This window comes from Acidimicrobiales bacterium (assembly GCA_036378675.1).
Classification (GTDB): Bacteria; Actinomycetota; Acidimicrobiia; order Acidimicrobiales; family Palsa-688; genus DASUWA01.
The window spans coordinates 79,265-100,172 of record DASUWA010000054.1 but is presented as its reverse complement, the minus strand read 5'-3'; the positions used below and the strand labels follow the sequence as shown (position 1 = coordinate 100,172).

Below are 20,908 nucleotides of genomic sequence, written 5' to 3'. Positions count from 1 at the left end.
CCAGCCCATAGGGTAGAGGCGGATGCAGAACGGGGACTCTGGTCATCGGTGGCGCCGCCTCGCCGGTCGGGTGGCTGGGTCGACCGAACGCCATCTTGACCACATACTCGGCGGTGCCGAACGCCGGCGGATCATAGTCGTGCTCGCAGCCGTCCTGGCGCTCAACAGCGCGGACTCGTCGACGGTTGGCGCCGCGGCCACGCAGCTTCGTTCGTCTTTGCACATCGACAACGCCGATATCGGACTTCTTGTCGCGGTCAGTTCGCTGGTTGCCGCGGTCGCCAGCGTCCCGTTCGGGATATTGGCAGACCGGTTCAAACGAACCCGCATCCTCGGGGTGACCATCGTCGCCTGGGGTGTGGCGATGGTGTGGAGCGCAACGGCGACTTCTTTTTCCAAGCTGCTGCTCGCCCGTCTCTTCCTGGGTGCAGGTACCGCTGCGGCCGGACCGATCGTCGCCTCTCTCGTAGGCGACTATTTCGGAGGCGAAGAGCGGGGGCGTATCTACAGTTTCATCCTGACCGGCGAGCTTGCCGGGGCCGGGGTCGGCTTCGCCGTTGCAGGAGACATCGCCGCGCTCTCATGGAGGGCGGCGTTCGTGTTCTTGGCGATACCGGCCCTCTACCTGGCGTGGAGAGTCTTCCGGTTGCCCGAGCCCGCCCGGGGCAGTCAGAAACCGCTCAGGACGGGGGTACCGCCCGGGGAGGAGGTCCCGGAGGATCCGACCGACGCGCAGAAGCTGGCGGAGGAACGCGGCATCAAACCGGACGAGGACAAGGTGATCGGGCCGGAGGCGCGGACGTACGGGATCATGCAGGCGGCGAGGGCCGTTCTCGGTATCCGCACGAACGTGATCCTCATCGTGGCCAGCGCGTCCGGGTACTTCTACCTGTCAGGCATCGAGACCTTTGCGGTCGAGTACGTCAAATTGCAATACGGGGTGGCGCAAGCCCTTGCGAACCTGTTGCTGTTCGTGCTTGGCGCCGGCGCGGTCCTCGGAACCATCGTCGCCGGTTCGCTGAGCGACCGTCTGTTGAAGCGCGGGTTCCTCAACGCGAGAGTTTTCGTCCCAGGAGTCGCCGCGATCCTCGCGAGCATTCTGTTCCTGCCGGCGATACTGACCAGGCAGACACTGACGGCTCTGCCTTATCTGACTGCGGCCGCGTTCATGCTCTCGGCGCAGAACCCACCGATCGACGCTGCCCGGCTCGACATCGTGCCGCCTCTTCTATGGGGCCGCGCAGAAGGCATACGAACTGCTCTTCGGACCGGGGCTCAATCCCTTGCCCCGCCGATCTTCGGCGTGATGTCGAACTCGATCCTCGGCCACGGCCGAAGGGGGCTCCAGCTCACCTTCTCGCTGACCCTGATTCTCCTTTTGGCTAGCGGAGTGATCCTCCTGAGAGCGATGAAGACCTACCCCCGCGACGTTGCGACGGCGTCCGCGTCTCGCGACCGGCAACGCTTCCCCGGCCAGCGCATCCGCACCGAGGGGCAGAGGCGCGGGGTGGATCCGGCGCCTCCGCCCGCCTGGCCGGATCCTCCAGGCGTCCCTCTCTAGGGGCCCGCCGGGTCAGTCAGTTCGCAGTGGGCGCGGAGGGAGTCGAACCCTCATGCTCGCAAGAGCAGCAGGGTTTAAGCCCGCTGTGTCTACCGTTCCACCACGCGCCCGAGCAACGACCCGGAAGTCTCGCACGGATCCGGTACCGCCGCGTACCGCCGCTCACCCGTCTACTGGATGCCGTAGCCTTCCGGCGTGTTGGCCGTGGTCTGCGCGCTGTTGTCAGCGCTGCTGTACGCGCTGGCCTCGGTCCTCCAGCAGCGGGGGGCAGCGGCCCAACCCGAGGAGACCGCTCTTCGGATCGGGCTGCTCACCCGGTTGCTTCGCAACCCAATTTGGGTGCTCGGATTCGGGTGCGACATCGGCGGTTACGTATTTCAGTTCATCGCACTCGGAAACGGTCCGCTCGTGGTCGTCCAGCCTCTCCTCGTCTTAGGCTTGCTATTCGCCTTGCCGATCGGAGCGGCGTGGTCCGGTCGCCGCCTGGGACGGTGGGACTGGGTGGCCGCAATGATGGTCTGCGCCGGCCTCGCCGCCTTTCTAACCGTGGCCCAGCCGTCGAAAGGCCGGCCGGATGCCGGGGGAGTCGAGTGGGTGCTCCTGGTCGTCAGCACCGGCGGCCTGTCCTTTCTCATGGTGGCGGCGAGCCTTGGGCGGCCCGCCTGGCAGAGGGCGGCGCTGCTGTCCTCCTCCGCGGGCGTCGTGTACGGGCTGGCGGCCGGGCTGACCAAGACCAGCTCGCATCTGTTGTCTGGCGGTGTATTGCACCTTCTGGGGCATTGGCCGCCGTACGCGCTTGCGGCGGCCGGAGTCGGCGGGATGCTCGTCGCTCAGAGCGCATTCCAGGCGGGATCTCTCGAGGCCTCGCTTCCCCCGATGTCGGTGATCGACCCCGTCGTGAGCATCCTTATCGGTGTTTTCGTGTTTGGCGAGACCATCTCGGCGAGCGGGCCGGCGATCGCTCTGGAGGTCGTCGCGCTGGCTGCCATGACGGTAGGCGTGTTCGTGCTCGCCCGGTCGGAGGCGGGCCGCACGGTCCACGAATCGAGATCCCGGCCTACCTAGGCCCTTACCCGGAACAACGTCCGGCGCTCTACGATGCGAAGCAGGATGCGAGTGTCGGACACGGAGAGGCAGAGGACCGTCGACGAGCTGAGGCGGCACTGCGCCGCCGGCAGGATCGACATGGACGAATACGGCCGCCGCATCGAAAAGGCGATGGCCGCCGAACGCCTCGAGGAGCTTGACGCGGTTCTGTCCGACCTCCCCATACTGCGGATCGCCGATCCGTCCGCTCCGGGCGAGGATCAGAGGCGGCATCGCCGCGCACGCGACAACGGACGCCGCCGTTCAGCTCCTTTCGCCCACCTTCCGCCGTTCGGGTCGGCCGGCGGCAATCTCGGCTCCGACGGCGCGTTGGGCTCGAGCAGGCTGGCGTCGACGCTGACCGCGCTGCTCGTGGTTGCCGTGGTCGTCGCCGCAATCGTGTTGCTGGTGACGGTGTCGTGGACATGGGCTGCCGTGCTGCTCGCCGGCTGGGTCGTCGGGATGGTGCAGGCTGCCGCAGCCAAACGGAGAGTTCGCTAATCGAACGTCAGGACGATCTTCCCGAACTTTCCGCCGGCCGCGAAATGGTCGTACGCCTTCTCGGCCTCGGCTAGCGGAAACTCGGAGTCGATGGGCACCGACAGCTTGCCCGCCTCGAACAGCGGCAGAACCTGTGCCTCAACCCGCCGGGCTGCGTGCGCCTTGCTCTCCAGCGGTCTCGCTCTGAGCGTCGACCCGTGAATCCTGCCGCGGCGCGCCATGAGTAGTCCGAGGTTGATCTCCCCGACCGCGCCGGCGCCGATGCCGATGACGCAGAGCCTCCCGCCATTGGCGAGGGCTTCCATGTTCGCGCTCAGGTTCGGAGCGCCGACCAGCTCGAGGATCACGTCGTACGGCCCGTGTTCGACGGTGGCCGCCGGGTCGACAACACTGGCGCCCAGCGCGGCCACCGCGTCTCTTTTGTCGGGCGAGCGCACCGTCGCAATCACCGTCGCGCCGGCGGCGACGCCGAGTTGGACGGCCGCGGTTCCTACACCGCCTGCCGCGCCGTGCACGCACAGTCGCTCGCCGAAACGGAGATCGGCCTGCGATATCAGTGCGTCGTGTGCGGTCGTGTAAGCCTCCGGGAGGGCTCCTGCCTCGGTCCACGTGAGACCGGACGGGACCGGCATCGCCTCGCGCTCGTGAACGACGCACATCTCCGCCTGCGCTCCGCCGGCGGCGAGCGACATGACTCGATCGCCCGGCTTGAACCGGTCCGCCCCCGGTCCGCAGCTGACAACCTCGCCGGCGAACTCGAGGCCGGGAATGTCAGCGGGGACGCCAGGCGGCGCCGGATACAGCCCTAACCGCTGGAGCAGGTCGGCGGCGTTGATGCCCGCGGCCCGGACACGGACGAGTATCTGGCCGTATCCGGGCTCTGGGTCGGCCCTCTCACGAACCTCCAGCGATCCTCCGGCTCCGATAACGACCGCCCGCATGGCTACCCCCGCCCCAACTCTGACAGCAGAGCCAGCGTCCGGTTTCGGTCGTCTCTCGACCCGAACACCGGAAGGCTCAGCTCGGTTGCGCCGACGTCGAATAGACGGCGAAGTGAACTGGAGACCGTCTCCTCGTCTCCGACGATCGCGAGGTCGGCCGGGCCGCCGGCGCCTTCCTTGTCGAGCATTGCCCGGTACGACGGGAGGTTGTTGTAGTAGCCGAACGCGCTCGCAGCCTGCTCCCTGGCAGCGCCGGGATCGGCGGTCACGCAGACCGGGAGGCCCACGACGACTCGGGGCGCGGGCCGTCCCGCAGCTTCGGCGGCCTTGGTGATGGTCGGCACGATATGGGTCGCGAGGGTGTGCTCGCCGACCATCCACAGGGCGGTCCCGTCGGCGACACGTCCTGCCAGGTTGAGCATCTGCGTCCCCAGCGCGGCGACGACGACGGGTGGCGCCGAAGCCCCCGCAACCCGCAGCGGCGCGAAGGTTCGTGCGGTCAACTCCTCGCCTTCGAAGGTGACCTTGCCGTCGTGCAGGAGCGGCATGAGGATCTCGAGGTACTCGCGCATGTGCCGGATCGGTTTGGAAAAATCGATCCCGAAGGCGCCCTCGATCACCACTTGGTGCGAAAGCCCGATGCCGAGGACAAGGTTCCCGCCGGTGGCGGCTTGCACCGTTAATGCCTGCATCGCCATCACCATCGGATGGCGCGGGTACGTAGGAACAACTGCCGTGCCGACTTGTAGCCCGGGAACCTCCCTCCCAATAACGGCCAGCGCCGTCAACGCGTCGACATCCGTCAGCTGCGGCACCCAGTAGTTCAGGCCGAGTTCGGACGCTTTCCGTGCGGTGACGATCATCTCGCCGATCGCGTTGTCCCCCCGGCCGGTTGGCCCTCCGTGGATTCCGATTCGCATGGAGGGATGGTACGCGGCCGGCTAGCCGGTGACCCGCCCCGCGCCGAGGAGGTCCGACCAGTAGATCGACTGGATGCTCACGTTCTGGCCGGTCTCTGGCGCGTCGATCATCTGGCCGTTACCTATGTAGACGCCGACGTGGTACACGTTGCTCGGAGTCCCGAAGAAGATCAGGTCGCCTGGAAGCGTTTCGGAGATCGATTCCCGCTGAGTCATGTCGTACTGGTCCTGGGCGAGATGCGGGAAGGACACACCGGCCTGCCGCCAGGCCATCATGGTGAGACCCGAGCAGTCGAAGGAGTTTGGTCCGGCGGCGCCCCACTGGTAGGGCTTGCCGAGTTGTGCTCTCGCGTAAGCGGTCGCCTTGTTGGCCCCGGGTGCCTGCGCGCCGACCTGCCCGCCTTGCGGCGAGCCGCTCTGGGGCTGTGCTGCCGTAGCCGGCGAAGTGGTCGTCGTCCGGTAGAACCCCGGGGTCGTGGGCTGAGCCGCCGGCGGGTTGTAGTGGCGCGTCGTGGTGGCCGACGTCGACGGAGGGGTTGACGGGGTCACCCCATGACCAACCGGTCGCGGGGTTGTAGAGGTGAGGACCGCGGCTTTCGCGGCCGCCTCCTGCGCAGCTTGAACCTGCGCGACGAGAACGGCCAGCTCGCCGGTCACCTGGGACAGTGATTGGCGCCGGGCCGTGTCGGCCTGTGCCGCCGACGAACGTGCCGCTTCGAGCTGCTGGAGATTTACCGCGGCTTCGTGTTGAGCTACGAGGACCCGCTGGGCGTCAGAGGCCTGCGCCGCCAACGCCGCCCGGTAAGCCTCGACCGCCCGCTTCTGTCCGCCGGTCACTATCTCGGCGTAGGAGATGGCCAGGTTGGGATCGGTCCGGGCGCTCCGCGGCACCGAGCTGATCGCCGGCGCGCCCCCGACCACATAGGACAAGACCGCCTGCTGTCTGAGGGCTGCCTTTGCGGCAACCGCCTCCGCATCGGTTTGCGCCATGTCCGACTGCAAGGCTGCCAGCCGGGATGCCAGCTGCTGGCTTCGCAGCTGCGCCGCGTTCACCGCCTCGGCCATCTGGTCGAGCCGGCGCCCGTCCGCCAGGATCTGGGCGGCGAGCTCCTGGGCCTGTACCTGTAGCGCCGACTGGTTCGACCCGCCCGAGCCGGCGGCTGATATCCCGCTTCCCGTGTTACCGGACGTTCCGCCGTCGGCCCATGCAGCCGGCGCTCCGCCGAGGGCTGACCCGGCGGTGGCCGTCACGGCTATGGCCGCCAACGCGGCAAGAGCCCGGAGCTTCCCGGCAGCGGCGTGGAGCATGTCGATCACGGACAGGCGATCCTCGGGACGGGGCCTCGCGCCCTATCCGCCGTCAACTCTAGTCACAACAGCCACATGGTCAACATCGGTAACAGAGTCCCCTACCTTGACCTCTACTGGCAGCCTTGACCTCTAGTGACATAGGTGCAGTACGTTCCCACCATGAGCAGCGGCAGCAGCGGCGAGTTCCGCGTCGAGCACGACTCGATGGGGGACGTACGCGTCCCCAAGGAAGCGAAGTACCAGGCCCAGACCCAGCGTGCGGTTGACAACTTCCCGATATCGGGGATGAGCATCGAGCGAGCTCTCATATCCGCGTTGGCTGCCATCAAGGGAGCCGCCGCGATGGAAAACGCACGGCTCAAGATCATCGACAGGAAAGTCGCCGACGCCATCCATTCAGCCGCCGAGGAGGTCGCAGCCGGCAAATGGGACAGCGAGTTCCCCGTCGACGTCTTTCAAACCGGGTCGGGCACGTCGTCGAACATGAACATGAACGAGGTGCTCGCAACCCTTGCCACCGAGCGGCTAGGGGAGAAGGTTCACCCCAACGACCAGGTCAACGCGTCCCAATCGTCCAACGACGTGTTTCCATCGGCGATCCACCTCGCTGCTGCATCGGAGATCGAATACCGGCTGATCCCGGCGCTCGATCACCTGGCTAAGGCGTTGAGGAAGAAGAGCCGCCAGTTCAAGTCGGTCGTCAAGTCCGGGCGCACCCACCTGATGGATGCCACTCCGGTAACGCTCGGTCAGGAGTTCGGCGGCTACGCGGCGGCGGTCGAGCACGGAATCGAACGGCTTCAAGCGTCTCTCCCTCGGGTTGCCGAGCTTCCTCTCGGCGGGACCGCGGTCGGCACGGGAATCAACGCGCCGAAATCTTTCGCCCCTCGTGTGATCAAGCGCCTCGCCGAGGACCGAAGCCTTCCGTTGACCGAGGCACGGGATCATTTCGAGGCTCAAGGTGCTCGCGACGCGTTAGTGGAGGCCTCGGGGGTTCTGCGCACCATCGCGGTCTCTTTGTTCAAATGCGCGACTGATCTGCGATGGATGGGAAGCGGCCCCCGAACCGGCCTGGCGGAAATCCGAATTCCCGATCTGCAGCCTGGGTCGTCGATCATGCCCGGAAAGGTCAATCCTGTCGCTGCCGAGGCGGTCTCGCAGGTCGTCGCGCAGGTGATCGGCAACGACGCCGCCGTCGGCTTCGCCGGCGCGATGGGCAACTTCGAGCTCAACGTGATGCTTCCTGTCATCGCGCGGAACCTGTTGGAGTCGATGCGGCTGCTGGAGAAGGTGAGCATTGTCTTCGCGGACAAGTGCATCGCCGGGATCGAGGCCAACGTCGAGCGTTGCCGGACTTACGCCTTGTCGTCCCCGTCGATCGGCACGGCGCTCGCGCCCTACATCGGTTACGAGGAAACCGCGAAAGTGATCAAGGAGTCTCTCACCGAGGGTAAGGACCTTCGAACCCTGGTCCTGGAACGGGGCCTTCTCACCGAAGAGGAGGTTGATCGCGCGCTCGACGTCGAAGCGATGACGCGAGGCGGCATCATCGGGTAGTCCCAGTATCCCGGAGTTGCCGGGTCAGCGCTTCGAGCCGGCGGTCCCACTGTTCTCCCACGTCACGCAGCCAGGACGAGACCTCGGTGAGGCGACGGGGATCGACTCCATACAGCACCTCCCGTCCGTGGCGTTCGGGGCGGAGCAACCCCGCACCGGTGAGGGTGCTGAGGTGCTTGACGACTGCCTGGCGGGAGACCGGGTAGTCCCGGGCCAGCTCGGTGGCGCTCATCGGGCCCTCAGATGACAGCCGGTCCAGAAGTTGCCGGCGGGTCGGGTCCGCCAGCGCAGAGAAGACGTCTGCCGCTTCGGGCTGAGAGTTTTCTGGCTCAGGCCCGCGCACGACCGACTTCCGCGATGCCGGCCCAAGCGCCGGCCAGGCGGGTGTCCCAAGCGGTCCACCCGGGCGCTTCATGCCGGGACGCCAAGGCGCCGGCCCTCGCCCGCGCCGTCGGGCCAGAGGTCGCTGCGGGAGCACCGGGCACGGGCCGCTCCTGGACGGTGAGCCTCACCCCTTCATCGACGGGTTCAAGCGTGTACGAGACCTCGCTCGCGTCGCCGGCGTCGCTCGCTTCGCCGGCCTCGCCGGCCTTGCCGGCGGGCCACCACACGAACCGGAGGCGCCGCTCGGGCCGAACCTCTTCGACCCGTCCTCGGCGCTCGTCTCCGCTCTCAGCGCGGAACCCCAGCTGCGATCCTTCGGTCAGCTCCCAGTCGAACTCGCCGCCGAACCATCCCCTGAGCGATTCGGGGTCGGTCAACGCCTCCCAAACCCGGTCCGGGCTGGCGGGTATTACTACTTGGCGTCGGATCACCGGCACCTCCTGATCCTCGAGAATCCCTGCAACCAAATAGTTGCACAACCGTTAGGCTAAGCATAACCTGCAACTACTCGGTTGCACTAGGAGGCCTAAGTGAGCTATCTCGTCCCCACCGTCATCGAGCAGTCGCCCAAGGGTGAGCGCGCGTATGACATCTACTCCCGGCTGCTCAAGGACCGGATTGTCGTCCTCGGGACCGAGATCAACGACACCACCGCCAACCTGCTCACCGCGCAGCTGCTCCACCTCGAATCAGAGGACCCGGACAAGGACATCGCGCTCTACATCAACAGCCCCGGAGGTTCGGTGACCGCGACCCTTGCCATCTACGACACGATGCAAGTGATCAGAGCCGACGTGGCGACGTTCTGCATGGGTATGGCGGCGTCGGGTGCGGCGGTGATCCTTGCGGCCGGCGCCCCCGGCAAGCGATCGGCGCTGCCGAACGCCCGGGTTCTGATCCACCAGCCTCACGGCGGTGCGCAGGGGCAGGCGGTCGACATCGAGAACCAGGCGCGCGAGATCGCGTTCCTTCGCCGGCGGGTCGACGAGATCCTCGCCCTCCACACCGGGCAGCCGATCGAGAGGGTCGCCAAGGACACCGACCGGGACTACATCCTCGGTGCCGTCGAGGCGAAGGAGTACGGACTGGTCGATGAGGTCCTCGAAGCACGGGAGAAGGAGCGCCCTCGCCTCGTCGGTTCCCAATAGCACCGGCCTGGGCCAGGTTCCAGATTCCAGTACCGTCGACGCTTCGTGACCGGCTTCCACATCCTCGTGATGCTGCACGTGCTCGGCGTCATCGGCGGCTTCGGCGCCCTCGCGTTCAACGCCCTGTACATGAGCCTGGCCCAGCGCCGGCCCCAAGGAGGCACCGGGGCGATCATCGAGGTCAACGGTCTCGTGTCGGGACTGGCGGAAATCCTGATCTACGCCGCATTGCTGTTCGGAATCGGAGCGGTGGCGAGCAGCCATTCGACGGTGAAGTTCAGCGACGCCTGGGTCTCGGCGGCACTCGGCGTGTACTTCGTCGCCGTTGGGGTGCTCCACGGTTGGATAAAGCGGAACCAGCGTCTCTACGGCGCGATGGTCCGGAAGCTGGAGAGCGGGGCGGAACCGTCGACCCAGGAGCAGGATCTCGGTGAACTCCAACTGCTGGAGAAGAAGGTGGGGTTCGGTTGGGGGGTGTTCAATGTGCTGGTGATCGGTGCGGTGTACCTGATGGTCTTCAAGCCAGGCGGTTGATGCACCCGATAGAGCATCTGCGCTACGTCGCCCGGGCGTCCGGGGCCGACCCGTCCCTGCTCGCCCGAGAAGCGGCCGCTGCTCTCGCCGAGATAGCCGAAGCCGACTCCGCCGGGCTGGTCCCGGCTTGCCGCCGTTTGGTGGAACGGCATCTGACGTCCGGGCCAGTGTGGTGGATGTCCGCCCGCGTTCTTTCGGCAGCTGATCCAGCGGAAGCGGCACTGAACGCAGCAGCCGAACTCGAGGACGACCAGACCGACAGGCACCTCGCGGCCTTGCTGCCTGACTCCGCGACGGTGACGGTCATCGGCTGGCCTGAAGCGACAGCCGACGCGCTGCGGAGGCGCGGCGATGTTGAGGTCCTCGTCGTCGACTCGACGGGCGAGGGGAGCGGCTTGGCCCGCCGCCTTTCGAACGCCGGTTCCGAAAGCGAAATCATCCCGAACACCGGTGTAGGCCCGGCAGCTGCAGTGTCGGACCTTGTGGTCATCGAGGCTTTCGTTGCAGGTCCCTCGGGAGTACTTGCTGCGCCGGGGTCGCTCCCTGCGGCGGCTGTGGCAGCCCACGCGGGGCGCCCGGTATTGCTCGCCGCCCCAACCGGGCGGGTGCTTCCCGACGCGCTTTGGGGCGCGCTTTTGACCCGGTTCGACGATACCGCCGGCGAGCCGTGGGATAGAAGCGCCGAGCTGGTTCCAGCCGCGTTGATCAGCCGGCTGGTCGGACCTGAAGGTGAGATCGATGTCGCCGGAGGTTTGTCGACTGCAACCTGCCCGGTCGCGCCCGAACTTCTCCGGGCCGCCGGATAAAGCCGGAGATGGCGGATAGCTTCGCTGCATGTCCGAGACACTCGTCGATGACTACCTGAAACTCGGCCTTGCTCTCGGCCGACACATCGACGGGCTGGTCGACGCGTACTACGGGCCCGCCGAGCTCGCCGATCAAGCCGCCGCCGGACCACCGGAATCGCCTTCTTCGCTCGCGGACAAGGGCCGGCGCTTGCTCGGCGACCTTGCGGTCGACGGTGAGCTCGGCGCCAGCCGGCGCGCTTGGCTAGCTGCGCAAGTCCGCGGGCTGTACACAACGGCGAGAAAGCTAGCGGGAGAGCAGATCAGCTACCTCGACGAGATCGAGGACTCCTACGGCGTGAGACCGCGCATGGTGCCCGAGGACGAGCTGTCGGAGGCCCACAAGCGGATCGACGAGGTGTTACCGGGGTCTGGACGGCTCGAAGAGCGTTATGTCGCGTGGCGGGAAAAGCAGGTCGTCCCGGCGGATCTCCTCGGCCGTGCGGTCGACTCTCTGGCAGAGGACTTCAGGGAACGAACCGGCAAGGCGTTCGGTCTTCCAGAAGGCGAGCGGGTCGACTTCGAGTTGGTCACCAACAAACCTTGGTCCGGTTTCAACTACTACCTCGGCGGGCTCCGAAGCAAGGTAGCCATCAACGTCGATCTCCCAGTGCCCTCGACCAACCTCGGGCCTCTCGTCGCGCACGAGGCCTATCCGGGACATCACACCGAGCACTGCCGGAAGGAGGTGGGTCTGGTGCGGCAGAGGTCTCAGCTCGAAGAGACGATCTTTCTGGTCGGAACGCCCCAGTGCCTTCTCGCCGAAGGTCTGGCCGATCTCGGGATCGAGGTGATCGCAGGGCGTCGACCGGAACCGGTCGTGGCCGAGCACCTCAAGCCTCTCGGCATCCCGTATGACCCGGGCCTGGTCGGTCATCTGGCCGTCGCAGGTGAGGCGCTCGGAGCGGTGCGCGGGAACGCCGCCATCCTCATCCACGACCGTGGAATGGAGCCGACCGAAGCAGTCGACTACATCGCCCGATGGGGCCTGCTTCCGACGGCCCGCGCAGAGAAGATGGTCGAGTTCCTCGTCGATCCGACATGGCGGGCGTACGTGTTCTGTTACATCGAGGGTGTGCGGCTGTGCCGCGCGTACGTGTCAGGCGATCCGGCGCGATTCCAGCGTCTCGTTACCGAGCAGGTGACCACCGCGGAACTCGTGGCCGCCTGACGGATCGCTAGCATCCGAACCATGTCGCAGCGCTCCCGCTTCCTTCCCCGCCGCTCTTGCCATGCCGTGCCGGGCTCCAACGAGAAGTTTCTCGCGAAGGCTCCGACCCTGCCGGCCGACATGTTCTTCCTCGACCTCGAGGACGCAGTGGCCCCTCTGGAGAAGGAGGACGCGAGGGCCAAGGTGGTCGAGGCGATCCAGAAATACGACTGGGGCGACGCGGTGGTCTGCGTGCGCGTAAACGCCTGGGACACCCGCTGGACATACGCCGACGTGATCGAAGTGGTGGGGAACGCCGGTACCCGGCTCGACGAAGTGATGCTCCCAAAGGTTCAGAACGCTGCGCAGGTCGTCGCGCTCGACTTGCTGCTGACGCAAGTCGAGATCAACAGCGGGCTTCCCGCCGGCCACATCGGCATCGAAGCTCAGATCGAGACCGCGCAGGGTCTGATCAACGTGGAAGAGATCTGTGCCGCGTCGCCTCGTCTCGAGACCGTCATCCTCGGACCGGTCGACTTCTCCGCTTCGATGGGGATGCCCTCGCTGTCGGGCGGTCTGTTGATCCCCGAATACCCCGGTGACTACTTCCACTACGTGTTCATGAAGATCCTCATGGCCGGGCGCGCGAACAACCTTCAGGTCATCGACGGCCCTTACGTGAAGGTGCGGGACCCGGAGGGCTTTCGGGAGTACGCCCGCAGAACGCAGATCCTTGGCTACGACGGAAAGTGGAGCTTGCACCCCGACCAGATCGACATCCTCAACGAGGTGTTTTCGCCGACGCAGGAGCAGTTCGATCGGGCTTGGGAGGTGCTCGACGCGTACCGCCAAGCGACGGAAGGCGATCGAAAGGGCGCGGTGATGCTCGGTGACGAGATGATCGACGAAGCGTCCCGGAAGGTCGCGGTGACTCTCGTCGCGCGAGGCGAGCGAGCCGGCCTGAAAAGGTCGTGACGGTCAGCCGGCTCGATCGAGCAGTCGCCGGGCGACGACCTTGAGGGCAAGGGTTTCGTCCGCTCCCTCGAAGATCGACAGCACCCGAGCGTCGACGAACAGCCGGCTCACTGGGTACTCCTCGGCGTAGCCCATGCCGCCGTGGATCTGCATCGCTTCACGCGACACCCACTCGGCAGCCCGGCAGACATAAGCCTTGATCATCGACGCTTCCAGGGCGCCTTCGCCTTTGGCCATCAACCGGGCGACGGCGTACATGTACTGGCGTGAAGCCTGGATTATCGAAGCCATCCGGGCGACCTTCACCCGGGTCAGCTGGTAGTCGATAATCGGCCTGCCGAAGACGATCCGCTCGCTGGCGTACGCGAGCGCGGTCTCGTAGGCGGCCTGCATGACTCCGACCGCGCGCGCAGCGGTTTGCAACCGGCCGTTCTCGAACCCTTCCATCTGGTAGTAGAAGCCGCGCCCGAGTCCGGCGTCCTCCCCGATCAGATGATCCGCAGGGATGCGCCACGAGTCGAACGAGAGCTCGTAGGAATGCATGCCTCGGTAGCCGATGGTGTCGATCGGCCTCCCCTCGAGCCGGCCGCCCGAGGGTTGCCGCAAGACGAATCCTTCCCCGTCCGCACGCTCCTTCGGCACGACGAACAACGACAGGCCCCTGTGCGCAAGGCTCCTGTCCGGGTCGGTACGTGCGAGGACCATCAGCACGTCGGCTCGCGCCGCGAACGTGGACCAGGTCTTCGTACCGGAGATGATCCATTCGCCGGATGAGCTGTCTTTGGACGCGGCGACCGTCAGTCCTGCTACGTCGGATCCGAAGTCCGGCTCGGTCACCGCGACGCCTGCCATGATCTCGCCGCTCGCGAGTGCAGGAAGCCACCGTTGCTTCTGTTCCTCGGTGCCTCCCCGAAGCAGCGCCCTGGCCAGAATTTCGGGCCGGGTGATCAGCGACCCGCCGGCGCCGAGCGATGCCCGCGACAGCTCCTCGGTGGCTACGACCATGCCCAGGTAGTCGTGCTCGCCACCGGATGCGAACCCGCCGTACTGCTCCGGGATGGAGAGCCCGAACGCGCCGAGTTCGGCGAGGCCGGCGATGATCTCCTCGGGGATGTCGGTGTTGTGCCGGTGAATGTTCTCGGCCGCGGGAGCGATCCGGTCCTCCGCGAACCGCCGGAAGGTGGCGGCGACCATTTCGAAGTCGGGGTCCAGGTGCCTCGGTCCAGCTTCACCGGCGAGCTGCGCGAGCCACTCCGGGTCCCGGTAGGCCTCGACGAAGGGCACCGCGGCAGAGAGGTCTTGGACTCCGACACCCCACGAGGTCTCGCGTGCGAGCAAGCGTGTCGCGAGGTCCCAGATCGCATCGGCGGTGAAGGCGGCCGCCAGCCTTCGTTCAACTTCACCGTGGGCTCCGTATTCGATGGCCGCCCGGGCGGTTTCGATGGCGGCGGCTGCGTGAGCCAGGTCGTACGCGACTGCCTGGTTCTCGTCAACCGCGCCGGCGCCCTGCGCCGCGAGGTGGGCCGCGGCGCGGTCGATCACCGAACGAGCCAGGTCGACCGCTTCCAGCGCTGCATCAAGATCTGGGGGGCTGTCCCTCACGCAGGGCACACTACCGAGCAGCCTTACGGGCCACGACTGTGACGAGCGGCGGCAGGATGACTGGCTCATTTTCTGGATCGACATCGGTCATCGCTTGCAAGTAGTCCGCGACAGGACCGGGGCCGGCCCACGCCGGCGCCTCCGCCCATGCGTCGACCAGCTCCAGGCCTGCCTCGAGAATGAGGGCCGGTAGGAATGCACCGATGTCGGCGTGTCGTGCGCCGGGCATGAAAAGGGGTTGGCCTCCGATCCGGCCGGCGGAGGTCACCGGCTCCTGGGCGACCACCCAACCTCCCGGCCGGACCGCGGCGCGCATTTTCGCGAGAACCACCACCGGCTCATGGACGTGCATCAGGACGAACCTGCAGTACGCGAGATCGAGCGGCTCGGGGAGGGTCAGCTCCTCGCCGGCCTGGGTCAGCGCTACGACCTGCGCCTGTGCGGCTTCGGCGGCGGCTCCGGCCACCTGATTTCGTCTCTCCGGGTCCGAATCGACCGCGTACACCCGGCCGTCCCGGCCGACGATGCGGGCCAATGCCACGGTCACGTCTCCTCCGCCGGCGCCGACGTCCGCGCACCTCCACCCCTCGCGCAGCCCTAAACGGTCGAGCGCCGTTGCGAGGGGGCGGCGGTAGACGTCGTTGCGCAACTCGAGGTCGATCACCCGAAGAGGTTCGCATAACCGGCCCGGCGTCCGGAGGCAATAGCCTCACGCTTTGATGACGACGTATGACCGTCCCTTCGGGCGCTACTTCGAGGACTTCGAACCCGGTGACGTCTACCGGCACTGGCCGGGCAAGACGGTCACCGAATACGACGACCACCTCTTCTGCATGATCACGATGAACCACCACCCGCTGCACACCAACGCCTGGTTCGCCGAGCACGAGACCGTCCAGGGCAAGAACGTGGTGGTGGGCAACCTGGTTTACAGCCTCGTCCTGGGTATGAGCGTGCCGGACGTGAGCGGGTCTGCGATCGCGAACCTCGAGGTCGAGGAGCTGACCCACAAGAAGCCGACCTTTCATGGTGACACGATCTACGCGGAGACCCGGGTGCTCGGAAAAAAGGAGTCGACGAGCAAGCCGGACCGCGGTGTCGTGACCGTCGAGACGAAGGGCTTCAACCAGCAGGGAGACGAGGTCTGTTACTTCCGCCGGCGGGTGATGGTCTGGAAGCGCGACTCGGCGCCCCAGCGTCGCCGCCCTTATGGCGACGACGTTTGGCCGTAGCCGCTACGCGGCCCGGCTGTGCCAGACTCGTCGCCCGTGTGTTGCATCGGTCACACCGCTTACAGCCGCCGGTCTGGTCGAAGTAGCCTGCGGGTTAATCATCCGGGGGGTGCCTGAGTGAAATTGACCTTTTATGGGGTCAGGGGCTCTTGCCCCTGCCCTTCAGAGGCAAACAGGCGCTACGGAGGCAACACTGCCTGCGTTGCGCTGACCGACGGCCCGGAGCCGCCGATCATCTTCGATCTGGGCACCGGCTTGAGGGCCTTCGGCGACACCCAGCCTGTCGACGGGAGCTTCAGGGGGACGGCCCTCGTCACCCACATTCACTGGGATCACATCCAGGGTCTGCCGTTCTTCCCTCCGGCTGACCGGCACGGGGCGCACTTCGACATCTACGGCCCCGAGCAAGAGGAGGCCTCCCTCACCGAGCTCATCGACGGGCTGATCCGTCCGCCCTACTTTCCGGTGACCTACAGCGAGTTGCGCGGAGACATCTTCTTCCACGAGGTTCTGAAGGACGAGTTGCACCTCGGGCCGGCGAAGGTCATCGTGCGGCCGGTTCCCCACATCGGGCCGACCGTCGGCTATCGGGTCGAGTGGGGCGCGAGCGTGATCACCTACATCAGCGATCACCAGGCGCCGCTCGGGATGGACAGCGTGGCCGACAGCGTGATCGAGCTCGCGCAGGGTGCCGACGTTCTCATCCACGACGCCCAGTACACCCCCGCCGAGTTCGAGCAGAAGTCTCACTGGGGACACTGCACGGTCGACTACGCCGTTCGCGTCGCGCAGGAAGCCCACGTGAAGAAACTGATCCTGTTCCACCACGACCCGTCTCACGGTGACGACTGCATGGACCTGATCCTCGAGGATGCGCAACGTTTGGCGGAACCGTCTGGGCTCGAAGTGGCCGCCGCTTTCGAAGGTTTGAAGCTCGACCTTTAGAGGTTTGGTCACAAATCCCGAGAATTGCCGGTGGGAATCGGACTAAACGCGAAATCTCCGAACAAGGCGTTCTGTCCCCGATGTGAAATCTACGGTGTAATGAAACATCGCAGGTCCGGGGCAGGATAGGAGAACCATGGAGACGATGTCGCTGGCGAGGCGGGACGTTCTACGTTCGGCTGACGTATCCATCGCAGCCGAGGCAGCCAGACAGCGGCGGCTGAGAAGGCTGGCGATCTTCCTCGGCGTGATCGCCCTGCCGTTGGTCGCGCGCGCGCTCGTCGGTGGCATCCGTTACGCACAAGGCGATCTGAGCGGCGCGTCATCTGCTTTCCGCTGGCCCCTTCCTCATCTTCCGGCCGGTGCAGGCACCTACATCCCTTCTGTATTGCTGATCGTCGCTCTGGTTGCGGTCCTCGCGGTTCCGCTCCTTGCCGCCGGGCGTTCCCCTCACGTCCTTTACCGGCCCGAAGAGATAGAAGTCCGGCTCTCCGATGTACGTGGGGCAGGTGCAGTCGTCGAAGAGGTGGTCAAGACGCTGAACCTGTTTCTCGCCTACCGCACGTTCAAAGAGCGAATGGGGGGAACACCTCGCCGCGCGGTCCTTTTCGAGGGGCCTCCGGGAACCGGCAAGACATACATCGCCAAGGCCATGGCAGCCGAAGCGGGCGTGCCGTTCCTTTTCGTTTCGTCGTCGGCATTCCAGTCGATGTACTACGGGCAGACGAACCGCAAGATCCGGACCTTCTTCAAGGCCCTCAGGGCGCATGCACGACGCGAAGGCGGTGCGATCGGCTTCATCGAGGAGATCGACGCCATCGGTGCGACCCGCGCCGGGATCGGTCCGGGCGGTGGCCGTGAGGGAATCGCAGGTGTCGTCAACGAGCTTCTCATCCAGCTTCAGTCGTTCGACCAGCCGCCTTTCGGCATCCGAATCGCAGGCCTGTGGATCGACTTGGTCAACCGGTGGCTCCCGCGAAACCACCGGATCCGCAAGCCGCTCGCATCGCCGGCGAACATCCTGGTAATCGGGGCTACCAACCGCGCCGGCGACCTCGATCCCGCTTTGCTCCGCCCCGGGCGCTTTGACCGGACGATCACCGTCGACCTTCCCGGACGCGTCGGCAGGCGCGAGATCTTCGACTACTACCTCGCCCGCAAAGCGCACTCGCCCGAACTCGACGACCCGGGCCTCCGCGACCAGCTGGCCGCCTCGAGCTACGGCTACTCGCCAGTGATGATCGAGCATCTTCTCGACGAGTCCCTGGTGTGGGCCTTGCGGCGCGGGGCAGAGAGCCTCTCCTGGGACGACATCCAGAAGGCCAAGATGACAACGGAGCTGGGCCTCGCACAGCCGGTCACCTACGCCGAGAAGGAACGCCTGACGATCGCCACCCACGAAGCCGGCCACGCGACCGTCGCCTGGCTCGTGGCACCAGAACGGAACCTCGAGGTGCTGTCGATCATCAAGAGGTCCTCCGCCCTGGGCCTCCTTGCCCACTCCGAGCCTGAAGAGCGCTGGACGAAAACAAAAGCCGAGATCGAGGCTCTCATCCGCGTCGCCATGGGCGGTCTGGTTGCGGAGGAGCTGTTTTTCGGCGATACGAGCAGCGGTGTGTCCGGTGATCTCCAGGCAGCGACGGAGGCGGCCGCTCAGATGGTCGGAAGCTTCGGCATGTCCGGTTCGCTCATCTCCCTGGACGCGGTACGGGCGCCAGGGTCCCCGAACATCGTGGCGAAGGTCCTGTCAGACGAGTCGTGCAGGGAACGGGTCGACGCCATCCTCGACGCAGCCCGAGAGGACGTGAGGGTGATCCTCTCTCGCTACAGCTATCTCGTCGAGGCGCTCCGAGACGCGCTGCTCGAGAAGGAAGAGCTCATCGGCGACGAGATCACCTCGGTGCTCGAGGCGGCGTACATGGCCAAGGACGGCGAAGGCAACATCGTCGACCTCCGGGACGCGCTGATCGATACCAGGCAGGCCGAGACCGATGATCCCGAGATCATGCCAGACCCATCTGCCACAGCATGAACGCCTGAATCCTGGCCTCATCTCGCCAAGTGTGGTAGCGCCCGGTCGAACCTCTGTGGCCCGCGCCCATCTCGGTTCTGAGCAGGATCGGTCGGTCGCCCTTTCCCGCTCCGACCGACCGTAGCTTGGCGACCCATTTGGCCGGCTCCCAGAAGCCGACCCGAGGATCGTTCAGGCCGGCGGTCACGAACATGGCGGGATAGTCCTTGGGCTCGACGTTGTCGTACGGCGAGTAGGAAAGCATCCGATCGTACGCAGCCTCGTCGTGCAGCGGGTCGCCCCACTCGTCCCATTCGGTCACCGTCAACGGGAGCGACGGATCGCACATTGTCGTGACGACGTCCACGAAGGGAACCTCGGCCACAATCGCACGCCAAAGGTCGGGACGCGTGTTGGTGACCGCGCCCATAAGCAGACCGCCGGCGCTTCCTCCGCGAGCCACCAGCTTAGCTTGATCGACCCAACCCGAGTCGATGAGGAACGTCGCCGCGGCAATGAAGTCCGAAAACGTATTCGCCTTGTGCTCCAGCCTCCCCGTCTCATACCAAGACCTTCCAAGGTCGCCCCCGCCTCGAACGTGCGCGATGGCAAACGTCACCCCGCGCTCCATCAGGTTCGCCCTGACCGGCGAGAACGAGGGGTCCACCGGCACCTGGTAGGCGCCGTATCCGTAGAGGAAGCAGGGAGCCGATCCGTCGAGCAGGGCGTCCTTCGGCGCGACCAGCGAGATCGGGACGAGAGTTCCGTCAGGTGCCTTCGCCCACAATCGTTCGGTCCGGTATGCAGCAGTATCGAAGCCCCGCACCAGCTGCGTCCACACCGCCCGTCTCTGCCGGGTGGTCAGGTCGTACTCGATCGAACTGGCCGGCACCGCGAGCGACGTGTACCCGAACCGGTACGAGGTCGAGTCCCATTCGGGGTTTGACTCGGGCGACAGCGTGTAGACGGGTTCCGCCTGCTCGACGATGTGCTGGCCGGTCCCGGAACGGGGCATGATCCGCAGTCGTTCCAGCCCGTCTGCCTGGTGTCGTTCCCACACGACGATGTGCGCAGCGAATGCGTCTGCGGACTCGAGCGTGACATCTGCGCGGTGGGAGATGACCTCTTCGAGTTCCGCTGGATCGTGACTGGATTCCTGAAGACGAAAAAGAGCGAAGTTGGTGCGGGGCGAGCCGTCCGCAGCCGCTCGATTCGTGCGTACCAGCCACGAGTCCCCGTCGTGCTCGACGTCGTATTCAACGCCGTCTTCACGCGGGAGAATGATCGTGGCATCGCCGTTCGGGTCGGCGGCATCCACCCACAGGGCCTCCGACGTAGTCGAGCTCGAAGAGTGGATGACGATGCGGGTTTCGGTGCGGGTCAAAGCCACGCTGACGAAGAAGCGCTCGTCGTTCTCCTCGAACACCAACTCGTCCTGGTTACTACCGGTCGCGCCGAGCCGGTGCCGCCACACCTGGAACGGACGCATCGCCTCGTCGGGACGCGTGTAATAGAAGGTCGAGTTGTCGGTGGACCAGGCCGAGCCGTAGTAGACGCCCTCGATCCCGTCGGCTAGATCATCACCTGTATCGAGGTCGCGGAACCTGAGCTTGTAGAGCTCGGAGCCGTCGTCATCGACCGCGTAAGCGAGCAGGCGATGGTCGGGGCTGATGTCGAGAACCCCGACGGCCATGTAGTCGCCGGTCGCCAGGTCGTTTTCGTCGAGCAGGACAGCCTCTCCCGAAGCAGTACCCGATCGGGTCGACTGTGTGATCCGTTCGGCGTCGAGCGACCTGTTGATGTCGGGCAGCCTGCAAAGCAACGGATACTGCCGCCCCTCGAACGTTCGGGTGAAGTACCACCACGCACCGTGGCGGATCGCGGCGCCAGCGTCGGTCTCGACGACGCGCGAACGGATCGACTCGAACAGCTCGTGTTGAAGCTTCTCGGTGGGGGAGAGGACTGCGGCGGCGTATTCGTTTTCCGCTTCGAGATACGCGATTACTTCAGGGTCGTCGCGGTCCCGGAGCCAGTACCAGTCGTCGACCCGTTCTTTGCCGTGGGTGGAGAGGACGTGCGGGCGCCGCGGGGCCAGCGGAGGCTGCGTGCGGTTCGGCTGGACCCGGTCCGTTGAAGTCATTGCAAGAGACTGTCACGTTTATTCGGCACGTTCATTAGGGACTTTCATCAAGGATGTTCATCGGG

Annotated in this window: 20 protein-coding genes and 1 tRNA gene; 12 read left to right on the top strand and 9 right to left on the bottom strand. The window is 65.9% G+C overall.

What is annotated here, in order from left to right; all coding sequences use genetic code 11:
* Positions 1–22: 22 nt before the first annotated feature.
* Positions 23–1,561, top strand: coding sequence for an MFS transporter (locus VFZ97_17030; GenBank protein ID HEX6395140.1), 1,539 nt, complete (start codon positions 23–25; stop codon positions 1,559–1,561).
* 27 nt (positions 1,562–1,588) lie between these two features.
* On the opposite strand, the gene VFZ97_17025 is transcribed toward VFZ97_17030, so the two are convergent.
* Positions 1,589–1,671: transfer RNA gene (locus VFZ97_17025), tRNA-Leu, on the bottom strand.
* Between the two features lie 85 nt (positions 1,672–1,756).
* Between VFZ97_17025 and VFZ97_17020 the strand changes: the two genes are divergently transcribed.
* Together VFZ97_17020 and VFZ97_17015 are read left to right on the top strand one after the other, a co-directional pair.
* Entirely contained in the window at positions 1,757–2,626 is an 870-nt protein-coding gene (locus VFZ97_17020; protein HEX6395139.1) for a DMT family transporter, read from the top strand.
* 51 nt (positions 2,627–2,677) lie between these two features.
* A complete protein-coding gene (locus tag VFZ97_17015) occupies positions 2,678–3,148 on the top strand; it encodes a DUF1707 domain-containing protein (GenBank protein HEX6395138.1) in 471 nt (156 codons plus the stop codon).
* Here the strand turns inward: VFZ97_17015 and VFZ97_17010 are convergent.
* The 3 genes from VFZ97_17010 to VFZ97_17000 are packed head-to-tail and all read right to left on the bottom strand — an operon-like array spanning position 3,145 to position 6,317.
* The gene (locus VFZ97_17010) at positions 3,145–4,089 is read right to left on the bottom strand and encodes an NAD(P)H-quinone oxidoreductase (GenBank protein HEX6395137.1); all 945 of its coding nucleotides are present in this window, start codon (positions 4,087–4,089) and stop codon (positions 3,145–3,147) included. The genes VFZ97_17015 and VFZ97_17010 overlap by 4 nt on opposite strands.
* A gap of 2 nt (positions 4,090–4,091) precedes the next feature.
* A complete protein-coding gene (locus tag VFZ97_17005; protein HEX6395136.1) occupies positions 4,092–5,009 on the bottom strand; it encodes an LLM class F420-dependent oxidoreductase in 918 nt (305 codons plus the stop codon).
* A 21-nt stretch (positions 5,010–5,030) separates the two neighbouring features.
* Positions 5,031–6,317 carry a C40 family peptidase gene (locus tag VFZ97_17000; protein ID HEX6395135.1) on the bottom strand — a complete coding sequence of 429 codons (1,287 nt, stop codon included), beginning with the start codon at positions 6,315–6,317 and terminating at the stop codon, positions 5,031–5,033.
* A 162-nt stretch (positions 6,318–6,479) separates the two neighbouring features.
* Between VFZ97_17000 and VFZ97_16995 the strand changes: the two genes are divergently transcribed.
* Positions 6,480–7,877 (top strand): class II fumarate hydratase, encoded by a 1,398-nt coding sequence (locus VFZ97_16995; protein HEX6395134.1) that lies wholly within the window; start codon positions 6,480–6,482, stop codon positions 7,875–7,877.
* On the opposite strand, the gene VFZ97_16990 is transcribed toward VFZ97_16995, so the two are convergent.
* Positions 7,867–8,220, bottom strand: coding sequence for a metalloregulator ArsR/SmtB family transcription factor (locus tag VFZ97_16990; GenBank protein HEX6395133.1), 354 nt, complete (start codon positions 8,218–8,220; stop codon positions 7,867–7,869). The two genes, VFZ97_16995 and VFZ97_16990, sit on opposite strands and share 11 nt — an antisense overlap.
* Entirely contained in the window at positions 8,207–8,698 is a 492-nt protein-coding gene (locus VFZ97_16985; protein HEX6395132.1) for an SRPBCC domain-containing protein, read from the bottom strand. Before VFZ97_16985 ends, VFZ97_16990 begins: the two co-directional genes overlap by 14 nt.
* A gap of 93 nt (positions 8,699–8,791) precedes the next feature.
* Between VFZ97_16985 and VFZ97_16980 the strand changes: the two genes are divergently transcribed.
* The 5 genes from VFZ97_16980 to VFZ97_16960 are packed head-to-tail and all read left to right on the top strand — an operon-like array spanning position 8,792 to position 12,913.
* On the top strand, positions 8,792–9,409 hold the full coding sequence (locus VFZ97_16980) for an ATP-dependent Clp protease proteolytic subunit (GenBank protein ID HEX6395131.1): 618 nt from the start codon (positions 8,792–8,794) through the stop codon (positions 9,407–9,409).
* A 45-nt stretch (positions 9,410–9,454) separates the two neighbouring features.
* Positions 9,455–9,943 (top strand): hypothetical protein, encoded by a 489-nt coding sequence (locus tag VFZ97_16975; protein HEX6395130.1) that lies wholly within the window; start codon positions 9,455–9,457, stop codon positions 9,941–9,943.
* Positions 9,943–10,749 carry a hypothetical protein gene (locus tag VFZ97_16970; protein HEX6395129.1) on the top strand — a complete coding sequence of 269 codons (807 nt, stop codon included), beginning with the start codon at positions 9,943–9,945 and terminating at the stop codon, positions 10,747–10,749. The genes VFZ97_16975 and VFZ97_16970 overlap by 1 nt, the downstream gene beginning before the upstream one ends.
* Before the next feature lie 28 nt (positions 10,750–10,777).
* Positions 10,778–11,959 carry a hypothetical protein gene (locus VFZ97_16965; protein ID HEX6395128.1) on the top strand — a complete coding sequence of 394 codons (1,182 nt, stop codon included), beginning with the start codon at positions 10,778–10,780 and terminating at the stop codon, positions 11,957–11,959.
* A gap of 21 nt (positions 11,960–11,980) precedes the next feature.
* A complete protein-coding gene (locus VFZ97_16960) occupies positions 11,981–12,913 on the top strand; it encodes a CoA ester lyase (GenBank protein ID HEX6395127.1) in 933 nt (310 codons plus the stop codon).
* A gap of 3 nt (positions 12,914–12,916) precedes the next feature.
* Here the strand turns inward: VFZ97_16960 and VFZ97_16955 are convergent, their stop codons facing one another.
* Positions 12,917–14,515 (bottom strand): acyl-CoA dehydrogenase family protein, encoded by a 1,599-nt coding sequence (locus tag VFZ97_16955; protein HEX6395126.1) that lies wholly within the window; start codon positions 14,513–14,515, stop codon positions 12,917–12,919.
* A gap of 10 nt (positions 14,516–14,525) precedes the next feature.
* Entirely contained in the window at positions 14,526–15,179 is a 654-nt protein-coding gene (locus tag VFZ97_16950) for a methyltransferase domain-containing protein (GenBank protein ID HEX6395125.1), read from the bottom strand.
* Between the two features lie 55 nt (positions 15,180–15,234).
* Here VFZ97_16950 and VFZ97_16945 point away from each other — a divergent pair, with 55 nt between their 5' ends.
* The 3 genes from VFZ97_16945 to VFZ97_16935 all read left to right on the top strand — a co-directional run bounded on the left by VFZ97_16945 (position 15,235) and on the right by VFZ97_16935 (position 18,724).
* Positions 15,235–15,747: a MaoC family dehydratase gene (locus VFZ97_16945; GenBank protein ID HEX6395124.1), complete on the top strand. Its 513-nt coding sequence runs from the start codon at positions 15,235–15,237 to the stop codon at positions 15,745–15,747.
* A 117-nt stretch (positions 15,748–15,864) separates the two neighbouring features.
* Positions 15,865–16,692 (top strand): MBL fold metallo-hydrolase, encoded by an 828-nt coding sequence (locus VFZ97_16940; GenBank protein ID HEX6395123.1) that lies wholly within the window; start codon positions 15,865–15,867, stop codon positions 16,690–16,692.
* A gap of 136 nt (positions 16,693–16,828) precedes the next feature.
* Complete coding sequence (locus tag VFZ97_16935; GenBank protein HEX6395122.1) at positions 16,829–18,724, top strand: AAA family ATPase; 1,896 nt, start codon at positions 16,829–16,831, stop codon at positions 18,722–18,724.
* On the opposite strand, the gene VFZ97_16930 is transcribed toward VFZ97_16935, so the two are convergent.
* The gene (locus VFZ97_16930) at positions 18,696–20,843 is read right to left on the bottom strand and encodes a S9 family peptidase (protein ID HEX6395121.1); all 2,148 of its coding nucleotides are present in this window, start codon (positions 20,841–20,843) and stop codon (positions 18,696–18,698) included. The genes VFZ97_16935 and VFZ97_16930 overlap by 29 nt on opposite strands.
* Between the last annotated feature and the right edge of the window lie 65 nt (positions 20,844–20,908).

Coding starts and splice junctions, on each gene's coding strand:
- VFZ97_16930 (HEX6395121.1), bottom strand. CDS start 20,843: ATGACTTCAACGGACCGGGTCCAGCCGAACCGCACGCAGCCTCCGCTG.
- VFZ97_16945 (HEX6395124.1), top strand. CDS start 15,235: ATGACGACGTATGACCGTCCCTTCGGGCGCTACTTCGAGGACTTCGAA.
- VFZ97_17000 (HEX6395135.1), bottom strand. CDS start 6,317: ATGCTCCACGCCGCTGCCGGGAAGCTCCGGGCTCTTGCCGCGTTGGCG.
- VFZ97_17005 (HEX6395136.1), bottom strand. CDS start 5,009: ATGCGAATCGGAATCCACGGAGGGCCAACCGGCCGGGGGGACAACGCG.
- VFZ97_17010 (HEX6395137.1), bottom strand. CDS start 4,089: ATGCGGGCGGTCGTTATCGGAGCCGGAGGATCGCTGGAGGTTCGTGAG.
- VFZ97_17030 (HEX6395140.1), top strand. CDS start 23: ATGCAGAACGGGGACTCTGGTCATCGGTGGCGCCGCCTCGCCGGTCGG.
- VFZ97_16970 (HEX6395129.1), top strand. CDS start 9,943: ATGCACCCGATAGAGCATCTGCGCTACGTCGCCCGGGCGTCCGGGGCC.
- VFZ97_16935 (HEX6395122.1), top strand. CDS start 16,829: ATGGAGACGATGTCGCTGGCGAGGCGGGACGTTCTACGTTCGGCTGAC.
- VFZ97_16960 (HEX6395127.1), top strand. CDS start 11,981: ATGTCGCAGCGCTCCCGCTTCCTTCCCCGCCGCTCTTGCCATGCCGTG.
- VFZ97_16995 (HEX6395134.1), top strand. CDS start 6,480: ATGAGCAGCGGCAGCAGCGGCGAGTTCCGCGTCGAGCACGACTCGATG.
- VFZ97_16965 (HEX6395128.1), top strand. CDS start 10,778: ATGTCCGAGACACTCGTCGATGACTACCTGAAACTCGGCCTTGCTCTC.